The organism is Autumnicola aciditolerans (genome assembly GCF_041679265.1).
GTDB lineage: Bacteria > Bacteroidota > Bacteroidia > Flavobacteriales > Flavobacteriaceae > Autumnicola.
Genome location: NZ_JBGFSM010000010.1, coordinates 120271 through 134367 on the forward strand (window position 1 = coordinate 120271; position 14097 = coordinate 134367).

General features: G+C 39.7%; 15 protein-coding genes. 9 read left to right on the forward strand and 6 right to left on the reverse strand.

From position 1 onward, the window contains the following. Positions 1-156: 156 nt before the first annotated feature. Both AB8M93_RS12375 and AB8M93_RS12380 read right to left on the reverse strand, forming a co-directional pair. A complete protein-coding gene (locus AB8M93_RS12375) occupies positions 157-2055 on the reverse strand; it encodes an amidophosphoribosyltransferase (protein WP_373058099.1) in 1899 nt (632 codons plus the stop codon). 71 nt (positions 2056-2126) lie between these two features. Further along, on the reverse strand, positions 2127-3050 hold the full coding sequence (locus AB8M93_RS12380; RefSeq protein WP_373058101.1) for a PfkB family carbohydrate kinase: 924 nt from the start codon (positions 3048-3050) through the stop codon (positions 2127-2129). A gap of 269 nt (positions 3051-3319) precedes the next feature. On the opposite strand from AB8M93_RS12380, the gene AB8M93_RS12385 reads away from it, so the two are divergent. Beyond that, on the forward strand, positions 3320-4171 hold the full coding sequence (locus AB8M93_RS12385; RefSeq protein ID WP_373058103.1) for a hypothetical protein: 852 nt from the start codon (positions 3320-3322) through the stop codon (positions 4169-4171). A gap of 94 nt (positions 4172-4265) precedes the next feature. On the opposite strand, the gene rnhA is transcribed toward AB8M93_RS12385, so the two are convergent. Next, positions 4266-4733 (reverse strand): ribonuclease HI, encoded by a 468-nt coding sequence (gene rnhA, locus AB8M93_RS12390; protein WP_373058105.1) that lies wholly within the window; start codon positions 4731-4733, stop codon positions 4266-4268. Continuing rightward, positions 4733-5293, reverse strand: a complete 561-nt coding sequence (gene purN / locus AB8M93_RS12395) for a phosphoribosylglycinamide formyltransferase (protein ID WP_373058107.1) — start codon at positions 5291-5293, stop codon at positions 4733-4735. The genes rnhA and purN overlap by 1 nt, the downstream gene beginning before the upstream one ends. A gap of 182 nt (positions 5294-5475) precedes the next feature. Between purN and AB8M93_RS12400 the strand changes: the two genes are divergently transcribed. The 5 genes from AB8M93_RS12400 to pyk all read left to right on the forward strand — a co-directional run bounded on the left by AB8M93_RS12400 (position 5476) and on the right by pyk (position 9758). Continuing rightward, positions 5476-5712: an acyl carrier protein gene (locus AB8M93_RS12400; protein WP_013069791.1), complete on the forward strand. Its 237-nt coding sequence runs from the start codon at positions 5476-5478 to the stop codon at positions 5710-5712. 15 nt (positions 5713-5727) lie between these two features. After that, positions 5728-6981 carry a beta-ketoacyl-ACP synthase II gene (fabF, locus tag AB8M93_RS12405; protein WP_373058109.1) on the forward strand — a complete coding sequence of 418 codons (1254 nt, stop codon included), beginning with the start codon at positions 5728-5730 and terminating at the stop codon, positions 6979-6981. A 9-nt stretch (positions 6982-6990) separates the two neighbouring features. After that, a complete protein-coding gene (gene rnc, locus AB8M93_RS12410) occupies positions 6991-7722 on the forward strand; it encodes a ribonuclease III (protein ID WP_373058111.1) in 732 nt (243 codons plus the stop codon). Between the two features lie 117 nt (positions 7723-7839). Then, on the forward strand, positions 7840-8328 hold the full coding sequence (locus tag AB8M93_RS12415; protein ID WP_373058113.1) for an IPExxxVDY family protein: 489 nt from the start codon (positions 7840-7842) through the stop codon (positions 8326-8328). Then, positions 8328-9758: a pyruvate kinase gene (gene pyk, locus AB8M93_RS12420; RefSeq protein WP_373058115.1), complete on the forward strand. Its 1431-nt coding sequence runs from the start codon at positions 8328-8330 to the stop codon at positions 9756-9758. The genes AB8M93_RS12415 and pyk overlap by 1 nt, the downstream gene beginning before the upstream one ends. Positions 9759-9815: 57 nt before the next feature. Here the strand turns inward: pyk and dinB are convergent, their stop codons facing one another. Next, positions 9816-10907, reverse strand: a complete 1092-nt coding sequence (dinB, locus tag AB8M93_RS12425) for a DNA polymerase IV (RefSeq protein ID WP_373058117.1) — start codon at positions 10905-10907, stop codon at positions 9816-9818. A 51-nt stretch (positions 10908-10958) separates the two neighbouring features. Between dinB and AB8M93_RS12430 the strand changes: the two genes are divergently transcribed. Genes AB8M93_RS12430 through AB8M93_RS12440 form a run of 3 tightly spaced genes read left to right on the forward strand, consistent with a single transcriptional unit; the run spans position 10959 to position 12623 of the window. After that, positions 10959-11627 carry an NAD(P)H-binding protein gene (locus tag AB8M93_RS12430; RefSeq protein ID WP_373058119.1) on the forward strand — a complete coding sequence of 223 codons (669 nt, stop codon included), beginning with the start codon at positions 10959-10961 and terminating at the stop codon, positions 11625-11627. Continuing rightward, on the forward strand, positions 11624-12109 hold the full coding sequence (locus AB8M93_RS12435) for a CYTH domain-containing protein (protein WP_373058121.1): 486 nt from the start codon (positions 11624-11626) through the stop codon (positions 12107-12109). The genes AB8M93_RS12430 and AB8M93_RS12435 overlap by 4 nt, the downstream gene beginning before the upstream one ends. Before the next feature lie 7 nt (positions 12110-12116). Beyond that, a complete protein-coding gene (locus AB8M93_RS12440; RefSeq protein WP_373058123.1) occupies positions 12117-12623 on the forward strand; it encodes a YciI family protein in 507 nt (168 codons plus the stop codon). A 73-nt stretch (positions 12624-12696) separates the two neighbouring features. Here AB8M93_RS12440 and AB8M93_RS12445 read toward each other — a convergent pair whose 3' ends face one another. After that, positions 12697-14094, reverse strand: coding sequence for an efflux transporter outer membrane subunit (locus tag AB8M93_RS12445; protein ID WP_373058125.1), 1398 nt, complete (start codon positions 14092-14094; stop codon positions 12697-12699). Between the last annotated feature and the right edge of the window lie 3 nt (positions 14095-14097).

The following is a 14097-nucleotide window of genomic DNA, read 5'->3' on the forward strand; positions in this document are numbered from 1 at the left end:
ATAAAAAAAGGCGGATAAGATATCCACCTTTTTTTGCCCCAAATCTACCATGAACTTAACCTACTTATGTTTATGGTGAGACCAAAGTAGCTAACATAAAACAGCTGGACAACTATTTTAGACTAACAACCCATAATTTAGTTAAAGTGCAAAATTTTAATAGGCCCTGCCTTTTGTGCCTTCATAAAAGTTGATAAATGCGCGGTTTACCACCCTGTTGCCTCCCGGGGTAGGATAATTTCCTGTAAAATACCAGTCCCCCAGGTTCTTTGGACAAGCCTTGTGCAAATTTTCAACCGTTTGGTAAATTACTTTTACTTTAGCTTTAACATGGGTTTCGCTTATAAGTTCTGCGATTTTGTCAGAAAGTTGCTCATTTGTAAAGGGTTCATAAATTTCCTTTACAAAGTTTTGAACTTCTTTATCTTCCAGGTCTACCTGTTCTTTACACTTTTCATACACCTCTTTTACCATAGCATAAGAATTGTTTTCTTTATGCAACTCGAGTGCGGCTCTAAAGGCCACAAGGTCTTCTAACCTGGCCATATCTATCCCGTAGCAATCCGGGTATCTTATTTGCGGGGCTGAAGAAACCACCACAATTTGTTTTGGATTAAGCCGGTCCAGCATTTTAACAATGCTTTTTTTCAGGGTTGTGCCTCTCACTATGCTGTCGTCTATAATCACCAGATTATCGTCTGGCCTTACCACTCCGTATGTTACATCGTATACATGGGCCACAAGGTCGTCCCGGCTGCTGTCTTCGGTAATAAAGGTGCGCAGCTTTACATCTTTTATGGCGATTTTTTCAGTCCGTAGCCGGTGAGAAAGTATTTCCTGAAGCCGAGCATCGGTAAGGGATGCTTTTTCAGCTAATATGGCTTCATTCTTTTGTTTGCTGAGTTCGTCCTGGGCTGCTTCCACCATTCCGTAGAAAGAAGTTTCGGCGGTATTGGGGATAAAGGAAAAAACGGTATTCTGGGTATCATGGTCTATGGACTTTAGGACATCCGGCATTAAAAGCTTGCCCAGCATTTTCCGTTCCTTATAAATCTCGGCATCGCTACCGCGGGAGAAATAGATGCGTTCAAAAGAACAGGCTTTTCTTTCCAGGGGTTCAATAATCTGCTCAATGGATACATTACCGTTTTTCTTGGTAATTATGGCATGGCCCGGTGCCAGTTCCTGCACCTCCTCAAACTTCACATTAAAGACGGTTTGAATTACCGGCCTTTCTGAGGCAACAACCACTACTTCATCATCTTTATAATAATAGGCTGGGCGTATACCCGCAGGATCCCTTAACACAAAAGAATCGCCATGCCCCATAAGCCCTGCCATGGCATACCCACCATCCCAGTTCTTCGAAGATTTTCTAAGGATTTTGGCAACGTTTAGCTGCTCTGCAATGTGTGGGGAAGCCTGCTGCTTGTTATAACCTTCTTTTTTTAATTTTTTATAGAGTTTGCGTACCTCAGAATCTAAAAAGTGCCCGATCTTTTCCATAACGGTGACCGTATCTGCTTTTTCTTTTGGATGTTGCCCTAACTCCACAAGATTATTAAAAAGCTTGTTTACATTGGTCATATTAAAATTCCCGGCCACAATAAGGTTACGGTGCATCCAGTTGTTCTGTCTTAGGAAAGGGTGAACGCTTTCAATGCTGTTTTTACCAAAGGTGCCATAACGTACATGCCCAAGAAAAACTTCTCCCAGGTATGGAATATATTTTTTCTGAAGGGCAACATTATCGGCATATTCGGGATTTTCCTTAATCTCGTCATTTATTCTCTGGTTGATCTGCTCGAAAATATCCTGTATGGGCTGCGCCTGGTTGGACCTTACCCTGCTAATATATCTTTCTCCCGGAGCGGTATTTAATTTAATGCTTGCAAAACCGGCACCATCCTGTCCCCGGTTATGCTGTTTTTCCATCATCAGGTACATTTTATTTACACCATAAAATGCACTGCCGTACTTTTCTTTATAATACTCTAATGGTTTCAAAAGGCGGATGTGCGCAATTCCACATTCGTGTTTAAGGGCATCACTCATACATATATAATTACCTTGTTAATGGTTTCGCATTGGTCACAAAAAAAGCCCTGAAATTACAGGGCAAAAATCTACGTTAATTCTATTTCAAATTGAGTTAGTTTTCTAAAATCCCTAAGCCGGGAGTGTACTTCTTCTCTGGAAAGTTCCTGCATTCGCTCCGTACCAAATTTTTCCACACAGAAAGATGCCAGATTAGAACCGTAAATAATGGCATTTTTCATGTTTTCAAAAGAAATATCTCCGGTTTTTGCCAAATATCCGCTAAAGCCTCCGGCAAAAGTGTCTCCTGCTCCGGTAGGATCAAAAACTTCTTCAAGTGGTAAAGCGGGTGCAAAAAAGATTTCTTCTTCATGAAATAATAAAGCTCCGTGTTCTCCTTTTTTAATCACCACATATTTTGGGCCCATTTCTTCAATTTTCCTGGCCGCTTTTACAAGGGAATATTCCCCCGATAATTGTCTTGCTTCTTCATCATTAATAGTAATCACATCTACTTTGGCAATTACCGTTTTAAGATCTTCCAAAGCATTGTCCATCCAGAAGTTCATGGTATCCAGCACCACAAGTTTGGGATTTTCAACCTGTTCCAGTACACTTAGCTGTACAAGGGGGTGCAGGTTGCCCAGCATGACAAATTCAGCATCCTTATAAGATTGCGGCACCACGGGTTGAAAATCGGCCAGCACATTTAATTGTGTATCCAGGGTGTCCCGGGAATTAAGATCGTTGTGGTAACGGCCGCTCCAAAAGAAAGTTTTTCCGCCTTTTACCATCTCTATACCTTCAATATTAATGTTATTATCTTTGAAAAGATCAAGATACTCCTGTGGAAAATCGTCTCCTATAATAGAAACAATAGCGCTGTTCGTATCAAATTGTGCGGCAGAAAGCCCAATGTAGGTGGCGGCGCCACCAAGGATTTTATCAGTTTTTCCAAATGGGGTTTCAATGGCATCAAAGGCAACAGTGCCTACAATTAATAATTTACTCATAACGGGATTTAAAATACGCTGCAAATATACAGTTTGTTTTTCAAGAGATAAACCAAATGAAGGATTAGGTGATATTTGAATTTACTATTGTCCAGATATAGATTCTATAAGCCTTTGCTACTTTTTATGCAGGATAAATAATCAAAAAAGCATAATTTTAGATATAGCTGTTGTTACTGTTAAAATTAATTATTTCATTTATTATGAATGTTTTATCTATATTTATTCAGCTTAATTAATCCAAAGGTCTCATTATAATCAATCAACTCATGCGTAAATCTTTTTTTTTAGTGTCCCTGCTTTTTATTTTTTCCTGTTCTTCAGATAGCCCAAATGATCCTGAACCCAACAATTCTGAAGGCAATCTCTTAAAATCTGAAAAAGAATATGCATTTGGAATTCTGGAAAAGGAAAGCACCTTTTATTACAATGCAAATGGAACCATCTCAAAAGTTGATATAAATTCTGTTTATGATGGCAATGGCAGTTTTGAATATTTCTACGATGTTAACGGCAGGATGGAATCATTCACTTTATCAATGCTGAATCCATTTGGCGAAAAAAGGGAGGAGATCGCCACATTCCTATATGAAGATGATAAAATTGTTCAGAGTTGTATTCATGTCGTTTTAACCCAGGAAGATGGAAGTTTTCTTATAGATCCCACCGTAGATAAAATTGAATATGAATACAACCCGCGAGGATTAGTAACCAAAGTTATAAATTATGAACATGATTTCCAGGAAAATGCAACTTGTGAAAGTCTGGAATATATTGAAAGTACAATTAGTATGGAATATGATTCTAGTGGAAATTTAACTCGCATGGAGGATACAGGTAATATTTTTGGATCAATATATCTCACTTACACGCATGGTGACAGCTTTCACCCTTATAGAAATCTTAAGCCTGTATACTTCAGAAACATCTTTAATTATTCTTCAGAAAATATTGTAATAGCAGCTGAAGAATTTGATAGTGATTCAAATGAAAAAGTGGGGTACGTAGAATATAATTATGAATTAAATGAGGAAAATTATCCTACTTATTTGAATAAGAAATGGAGTACTGCCGATGATTTTTTATATCAGACTTACACGTATGAGTTCACGTATTATTGATACGTTCAGAATATTTGGCAAGGGTATAAGAAGTTAGTAATGCCAAGGTGTTTCACCGCTCTTATAAGAGTTGTTTCTCTCTGAAAAAATGGGCTTACACTTGCTGAAAACCTTCGTCTATAAGTAATTTTTTTTCCTTTGAAGCAGCTACGGCCAGGGCATCACAACGTTCGTTTTGAGGATGGTCGTTATGTCCCTTTATCCATTGGAACCTCACCTTATGCTTTCGGTACTCTCTTAAAAATTCTTTCCACAAATCCGCATTTTTGCGATCCTTAAAGCCTTTTTTCTCCCAGCCAAGCACCCATTTTTTTTCTACGGAATCTACCACATATTTAGAGTCGGTGAAAATGAGCACTTCAAGTCCGGGCATTTTTAATTTTTTTAAGGCCTCAATAACCGCCCTTAATTCCATCCTGTTGTTAGTGGTATGCTTATAACCTTTGGAAAATTCTTTACGGTAAGGTTTTCCCACCCATTCCATCACAATTCCATAGCCGCCCGGGCCGGGATTTCCCCTTGCAGCACCATCTGTAAAAATATGAACCTGTGGCTGCAGCACTAGTTGTTGTTTTCGAGGAGTTCTTCAATTATCTTAGGAAAATGGCTGTATTCGAGAGTATGTATTTTTTCCGCAAGACTCTCTGGAGTATCTGCAGGATCTATAGCCACTGTAGTTTGAAAGATAATTTTTCCCTCATCATAATTTTCATTTACATAGTGTATGGTTATACCGCTTTCCTTTTCCTTATTTTCAATAATCGCTTCATGAACTTTTTCCCCATACATTCCTTTGCCTCCATAACGGGGTAAAAGCGCAGGGTGAATATTAATAATTTTGTTTGAAAATTTCCTGATAATATTTTGCGGGACCACCCAAAGAAAACCTGCCAGTACAATTAAATCAGGATTTATATCCTTTAAAACGTAAAGAACTTCATTGGAATAGTAAAAAGAATCCCGGTCAAAATGCAAGGCTTTTACATTAAGATCGTGCGCTTTTCTCAGAACCCCTGCAGTTTTTCTGTTAGAAAACACAGCCACCACGCGGGTTGAGGGAGAATCCTGGAAATATTTTATAATATTTTCAGTATTCGTTCCGGAACCTGATGCAAAGATCACGATCTTTTTTTGCTTCTTATTTGGCTGGATCCTCAAAATGAGTTTATTAACATTAATTAGGATGTAAAATTAATCGGTTTCGGTGATTTTACGTAAATTACATTCACATTTTTAAAGTAAAAATCGGTTTTAAAATAAAGTTTTTTATTTTTGCCACCTAATCAAAATTAAAACAAAATATTATGTCAGACATTGCATCAAGAGTAAAAGCGATAATCGTGGACAAATTAGGTGTTGACGAGAACGAAGTTGTAAACGAAGCCAGCTTCACCAACGACTTGGGTGCTGATTCATTGGATACAGTGGAATTGATCATGGAATTTGAAAAAGAATTTGACATTCAGATCCCAGATGACCAGGCAGAAAACATTGCAACTGTTGGTCAGGCAATTTCTTATATCGAAGACGCGAAAAAATAAAAAGCAAAAAACCATATGGAGTTAAAGCGAGTTGTAGTAACGGGATTGGGAGCACTAACCCCCGTTGGTAACAATATTGAAGAATATTGGGATGGATTGGTGAATGGAAAAAGTGGTAGTGCACCTATCACCTACTTCAATACCGAGAAATTCAAAACCAAATTCGCTTGTGAACTCAAAAATTTCGATCCTTTAGATTACTTTGACCGCAAAGAAGTAAGAAGACTCGACAGATTTGCCCAGTATGCGATAGTTGCTTCAGATGAAGCCATAAAAGATTCAGAATTGGATCTTGACGTTGTAGATAAATATCGTGTGGGGGTAATTTGGGGAGCCGGAATTGGTGGCCTGGAAACCTTTCAGGATGAGGTGATCAATTTTGCTGAAGGGGACGGAAGTCCCAGATTCAATCCATTCTTTATTCCTAAGATGATTGCAGATATTGCCCCGGGTAACATCTCTATTCGTCACGGGTTTATGGGAGCCAACTATACCACGGTTTCTGCCTGTGCGTCATCTGCTAATGCCATGATAGATGCGCTTAACAACATCAGGCTTGGATATAGTGATGTGATTGTATCGGGAGGTTCTGAAGCAGCAGTAACCATTGCCGGAATGGGTGGTTTTAATGCCATGCATGCGCTCTCCACAAGAAATGAAAGTCCCGAGACCGCTTCAAGGCCTTTTGATGCCGAGCGCGATGGCTTTGTTCTTGGAGAAGGTGCCGGCGCGCTCATATTGGAAGAATATGAACACGCAAAGGCAAGAGGAGCAAAAATCTATGCTGAAGTTTTAGGCGGAGGCTTATCTTCAGACGCTTACCACATGACGGCTCCACATCCAGAAGGAGACGGAGTTGTGGCCGTAATGAAGAATTGTTTAAGGAACGCGGGAATGAATCCCGAAGATGTTGATGCCATTAATACCCATGGAACATCTACTCCTTTAGGAGATGTGGCCGAGTTAAAGGCTATTGGAAAAGTTTTTGGGGACCATGCTAAAAACATCAATATCAATTCAACCAAATCAATGACTGGGCACTTATTGGGAGCTGCCGGTGCTATAGAAGCCATTTCGGCAATTCTTTCTATGAAGTATGGCATTGTCCCTCCAACAATAAATCATGAAAACCCAGATTCAAACATTGACCCTGAATTGAACCTGACCCTTAACAAAGCTCAGAAACGGGAGGTAAACGTCGTGATGAGCAATACATTTGGTTTTGGCGGGCATAATGCCTGTGTTTTATTTAAAAAATTTCAGGAATAACCATTTAAGATGGGTGTTATTCACAACATATTAAATTCCCGCTCTTCCAAAGGCGGGAATTTTTTTGCTGAAATGCATAAAATCCTTGGCTTCCGCCCCAGGAATATTTCCCATTATAAAAAGGCATTTACCCACCGTTCCATGAATATTAAAGATGAAGATGGAAATGCGGTTAATTATGAACGCATGGAATTTTTAGGAGATGCTATGCTTAGCGCGGTAATCGCTTCTCATCTATTTAGGGCGGTGCCCGGAGGCAATGAAGGCTACCTTACCAAAATGCGTTCTAAAGTAGTTAGCCGTAAGCATTTAAATGAATTGGGTAAAGATCTTAAACTGCTCTCCTTTGTCCAAACCAATATCCCGAAGGACCAGTTTGGAGTAAACATTCATGGGAACCTGTTTGAATCACTGGTGGGAGCGATTTACCTGGATCGTGGATATAAATACTGCCGCAGGTTTATTTTTGAAAGCGTAATAGAGCCATATGTGGATATTGAACAGCTGGAAGGTAAAGTGATAAGCTACAAAAGCCTGCTTATTGAATGGTGCCAGAAGCAGAAAAAAGAGTTTGATTACGAGGTTTATGAAGATACAGGAAATGATGAACTAAAGCATTTTGCAGTAAAACTACGCATTGATGACCGGGTAGTGGCAAAGGCCAGGGCGACCTCAAAGAAGAAAGCCGAAGAAAAGGCGTCTAAACGTGCTTATTACGCACTTCAAAATAAAATGAAATAATTTTACGAATTTAGTGGAAACTATAACGTTTTCGTAGAAAAATAGTAAAATTCTAAGCCCTTCCCACTTCATTTTAGCATTCTTATTTTATCTTTAACCCTAAAGTATTTTGAGGTTATGCAGGCGCATAAAATGTTGTTGGATGAAGTAGAGGAAGACAATTTTAAATTAATAGCTATTTATTGTTCTGTTGAAGAATTCAGGATGGCCTATTTGTTAAACAAGTATCTACATTTGCATCTCAAAAGAGCCCGGCGCGATGTAGATTTTAACTATAAAGCGGTTCAGGCCATGTATGCTTTATATACTTCAAAAGATCCCAAAACACATTGTACATATCATCTTGTCTGCAATAAATATAAAGGCCAGGCAAAAAAGGTCCTCAGTTCGGGTTCCCTTTTTAATGAAGAAGAAGTAAGGCCTCTGGAAATGCAGCTTGTTCCGGAATATAAGAAAGTAGACTACTTCCTTAAAATAGGAGAATATGTACAGGATCAAAAATTTACAAAACTTGTGAATATTATTAATAATATTCCCCAGGTTTTGGCCGCGTATAAAATAAACGTGGAAAATTTAAAATCTAAGGAAAATTTAATTTTTGAATAATGCCAACAAATAAAAAGACGAAAATCGTAGCGACCCTGGGGCCTGCTACAAGTACTAAAGAAGTTTTATACGACATGCTCCAGGCCGGAGTTAACGTCTTCAGGGTTAATTTTTCGCATGCTGATTATAATGATGTGAGAGAGCGGATAGCAATGATCCGCAATTTAAATAAAGAACACAATTTTAATGCTGCCATTCTTGGAGATCTACAAGGCCCTAAACTTAGGGTGGGAACCATGAAAGAAGAGGTGGTGGTTTCTAAGGGAGATGAAATTATTTTCGCTACCGGAGAAGAGTTTACGGGTACCGCAGAAAGGGTGTATATGAACTACGATACTTTTCCACAGGATGTGAACCCCGGGGAACGTATTCTCCTGGATGACGGAAAGCTGATTTTTGAGGTAGTGAGCACCAACAGGGAAAATGAGGTGAAGACTAAGGTTATACAAGGAGGTCCTTTAAAATCTAAAAAAGGAGTAAACCTTCCAAATACCAAAATCTCGCTTCCTGCTTTAACTGAAAAGGATGTAAAAGATGCCATTTTTGCCTGTGAAATGGAAGTAGACTGGATGGCACTGTCTTTTGTACGTCATGCAGAAGATTTAATTGAACTTCAAAATTTGATAAAGGAACATAGTGAGCATAAGATTCCAATTGTAGCCAAAATAGAAAAGCCTGAAGGGGTTCAAAATATTGAAAAAATCGTTGCTTATTGTGACGGTTTAATGGTTGCGCGTGGTGATCTTGGTGTGGAAATTCCAGCCCAGGAAGTACCGTTAATCCAGAAAAAACTGGTTTTAGTGGCTAAAAAAGCCCGGATCCCGGTAATTATCGCTACTCAAATGATGGAAACCATGATTTCCAGTCTTACCCCCACGAGGGCAGAGGTGAACGACGTGGCAAACTCTGTTATGGACGGGGCAGACGCCGTGATGCTTAGTGGAGAAACTTCGGTAGGGCAGTATCCTGTTCAGGTTATCGAAAAGATGTGTCAGATTCTTGAAAGCGTTGAAAATTCGCCATTAATCAAGGTGCCGCATGATCCGCCGCACGTACGAACAAAAAGATACATTACAAAATCTGTTTGTTATCACGCCGCGCACATGGCAAATGAGATTAAAGCCAAGGCAATCTGTACCCTTACCAACAGTGGTTATACGGCATTCCAGATTTCAGCATGGCGCCCGGAGTCTCATATTTTGGTATTTACTTCAAATGCCAGGATTCTTTCCCAATTGAGCCTGCTCTGGGGAGTGAAAGCTTTTCATTATGACAAGTTCAGCAGTACAGATGAAACTATTGAGGATATAAATGTTATGGCAAAAACCAATGGTTTTGTACAACCTGGAGATTTTACCATTAATCTGGCAGCAATGCCTATTTCTGATAAAGGAATGGTAAATACATTAAGAGTTTCTGAAATTGAGTAACTTCTTATAAAAAAGCCATGAATGTACACTTATGGTTGCATTCATGGCTTTTATTATTTAAAACTCAAACTTCAGCTGTACCTCAATTTTCTTCTTTTCTTCTTTTACTTCAACTTTGTCGGTATTTAAATTAGAAAGGGAAATCCCCAGCAGTCTTACAGATTCTTTCATTTTCTCCTGGTATAACAGCTCTTTTGCCTGTTCCAGGATCAGTTCTTTACTGGAAATAAAATAAGAAATGGTTTTGCTCCGGGTTTGCAGCGTAAAATCACTGTACTTGATCTTCAGGGTGACTGTTTTCCCGGCCACTTTGCTCTTCTGAAGCCGGCGTTCTATTTCTTCAGCGATATTCTCCAGCCGCTCCAGCATGAAAATTTCCGAAGAAATATTTTCATTGAAAGTCCTTTCGGCGCCCAGAGATTTTCTTATCCGGTTTGGCTTTACTTCGCCTAGATGTATGCCCCTTACCACATTAAAATAATAGCCCCCACTTTTCCCGAAATGTTCCGTGAGATATTCTTCCGATTTCGTTTTTAAATCTTTACCCGTGAAAATTCCCAGCCGGTACATTTTTTCAGCAGTAACCTTGCCTACACCATGAAATTTCCTGATATCCAGATTTTCCAGGAATGCTTCCACCTCTTCAGGATTTACTGTTTTTTGCCCATTTGGCTTGTTGTAATCACTGGCTATTTTAGCAATAAATTTATTTATGGAAATTCCAGCTGAAGCATTCAGGCCGGTTTTGTCTTTAATTTTTTGCCGAATTTCCCTGGCAATTAAGGTAGCACTGGGATTGCCTTTCTTGTTATGGGTTACATCAAGGTAAGCTTCATCCAGAGAAAGGGGTTCCACCAAATCTGTATATTCCAGGAAAATTTCTCTTATCCGACTGGAAATTTCCCGATATCTGTCAAAGCGGGTTTTCACAAAAATAAGCTGCGGGCAGTTCCTTTTAGCTATTACACTGCTCATGGCACTGCGCACACCAAATTTTCTGGCCTCGTAACTTGCAGCGCTAACCACGCCTCGTTGTGAGCTGCCGCCAACGGCAATAGCCTTGCCCCGCAGTTCCGGATTATCCAGCTGTTCTACGGAAGCATAAAAAGCGTCCATATCTATATGAATTATTTTGCGATGGCTTTCCACAATGCAAATTTATAATATCTTTATTCTATCCTAGCTGAAATATATCTGTATATGAAACAGAAAACCGCAATCGTTTTAGGAGCTACAGGCCTTACTGGCGGAATTTTGCTCCGTAAATTGCTGGAAAATGCAGATTACTCAAAGATCCTGCTCTTTTCCAGAAGCCCTGCCCATGTGCCGGACGTAAAAATCGAGGAGCATTTAATTAACCTGTTTGAGCTGGAAAAGCATGCTGAAGAATTTAAAGCCGATGAGGTTTTTTGTTGTATAGGAACCACTAAAAGTAAAACTCCCGATAAGCAAAAATACAAAGCCATAGATTATGGGATACCGGTAACTGCGGCAAAATTGTGTGAAGCTAATAACATTCCCTGTTTTTTAGTGGTTTCAGCGATGGGATCAGATCCTAAAAGCAAGATTTTTTATAATAAAATAAAAGGTAAAATGGAGCGGGATGTGCTGCAATGCAACATCAGGAAAACTTATATTTTCAAGCCTTCCCTTATCGTTGGGAATAGAAATGAAACCCGTACAGGAGAGAATATTGCCAAAGCGCTCATAAAGGTCCTTAATCCTTTGCTGAAGGGACCATTTAGAAAATATAGATCTGTTGCTGCGGAAACAATAGCTGAAGCAATGATCCTGGTGGCAAAGGATGGTTATCATAAAACCAGGATTGAATCTGATGAAATAGAGAAAATTGCCAAACAAGATGAATGATAAGTATGGAAATAGAAAGAAAATTTTTAGTTACTTCTGAAGATTTTAAAAACCAGTCAGAAAAAAAGGAAAAAATTGTCCAGGCATATCTTAACTCCCATGCGGAGCGCACGGTGAGGATTCGTACAAAGGGAGAAAAAGCTTATATAACCGTAAAAGGAAAATCTTCAGAGAATGGGTTGAGCAGGTTTGAATGGGAAACAGAGATTCCTGTGGAAGAAGCTAAAGATCTTCTAAAAATTGCCGAACCTGATCCCATAGAAAAAGTGCGATATCTGGTAAAAATAGGCAGCCACATTTTTGAAGTGGATGAATTTCACGGAAGTAATGAAGGGCTTATTGTTGCCGAGGTGGAATTGAATCGAGAAGAAGAAGAATTTGAAAAACCAGAATGGCTGGGAGAAGAGGTTACAGGGGATAAGAAATATTACAATTCACTTCTTAGTAAGAACCCTTACTCGCAATGGAAAAATTCAAAATAAATGTGAAATGATGAAAAGACTACTATTGGCGTTAGCTTTCTCTGTTGGGTTTTTATCCTGTGAACAGCCGGTAGAGAAAACGCGCGGAATTCCTGCTACCGGTAAGGTTGAAAGGAAAAAGAAGGTCACGGAGCGCATTGAGGTAAAATTAGAAGATTTAAAAGAAGAAGGCTACCAGGCCTTCACCTATAATGCGGGAGATACTGCTTATCTCATGCAGCAGTACTACCTGGTTCTTTTAAAATCAGGCCAAAACAGGAACCAGGATTCTGCAGTGGTTGCTGGTTTACAACAACAGCATATGGCACACCTGCAAAGGATGGCTGAAGAAGGTTACCTTAGCCTTGCGGGACCCATGGGGGAAGAAGGAGAAATCCGCGGGATTGCAATTTATAACACTCCAGATCAAAATACAGCCGATAGCCTGGCAAAGGCCGATCCTATGGTAAAAGCCGGAAGGCTAAAAATTGAAGTGTATCCTTGGTGGGCGGCAAAAGGGAGCAAGTTAAATTAACTAAACAGCCCCGGAAAGTTTATGCTTCCGGGGCTGTTCACCAACAACTAATTAAACAAAACAAGCTTCAATTTTATTGCCAGCCGCCTCCAAGAGATTGGTATAAATCTACCATAGATTGCAACTGGTTATACCTTGCATCTATTAAATTAAGACTGGAATTAAGTGCATTTTCCCTTGCTGTAAGTACCTCAAGATAATTTGCAAGGCCATTATTAAGCAACTCTTCAGAATAATCTGTGGCGGTTTGATAAGCATTATACTCCTTTTGTCTCACTTCAATAGTTTCCGTAGCCGCCTGGTAAGAGTACAACGCATCCATCACTTCGCGGGTGGCGGTAAGAAAAGTGTCTCTGAAATTTAACCTTGCCTGTTCCTGTTCTGCCTGGGAAACTTCATACTCGGTCCTTATTCTTCTGGAATTAAAGATGGGCTGTGCCAGCCCTCCAACTATAGTTGCAAATAAAGAATTGGGATCAAATAATTCTTTCAGGTCCAAACTCTGAAATCCGCCTGTGGCAGATAAGGTAAGGGATGGATAAAAATCTGCCCTTGCCGCATTGGTTAACTGGAATGCGTTTACAAGATTATATTCTGCGGCAATTACATCTGGCCGGTTTCTAAGTAACTGGGCAGGAACTCCAATATGAAGAGCTGTTGTAATTTCCTGTTGTGACAAATCTGTTCTTTCTATTTGCATGGGCGCTTCTCCCAGCAGAATAGAAAAAGAATTTTCCAGAAGGCGCTGCTGGTTTACAAGATCTATTAAAATGGCCCGGGCGGTATATAGTTGTGCTTCTGTTTGTTTAACCCCCACTTCAGTTACGTTTCCTGCTTCTTTTAAAGCTTCTGTAGTTTCCAGGCTGTTTTCCCTGTTTTCTATAGTTTGCCTGGTGATCCTTATTTGTTCATCAAGAGCCAGTAACTGGTAGTAATTGGAAGCAATATCAGCAATTAAACGAGTCTTTACAGCTTTATGCGCTGCCACTGTTTGGAGGTACCTGGCCTGGAATGCTTTTTTTGTACTGGTAATCCTCCCCCAGATATCCGCTTCCCAGGAAAGTGCACCGCTAATTTCATATTGATCAATGGAGGAAAACAGGCTCCCAAACTGGCTGTTGGAAGAAAGTTCCTGGTGCGTCATTTGGGCATTGGCATTAAGCGTGGGAAAATAAGCAGCTTTTCCCTGTTTTACGTAAGCCTCTGCCGCAAGTATCTGCTGCAAGGCTATCCTTATATCAATATTATTTTCCAGTCCTTCCTCAATATATCCGGTTAATAAGGGATCAGTAAAAATCTCTCTCCAGGAAATATTGGCTATATTCAGGGAGTCCTGGGGAAAAGTATCGGTACGATAGTGCTCTTCTTTTACGATATCTGGCTGCTCATAATCTTTAGCGACAAAACAGGCCTGAAGAGAAAGCAGGACTACCGGTGCCAGTATGAATTTATATAATTTCAACTTTTTCATTTT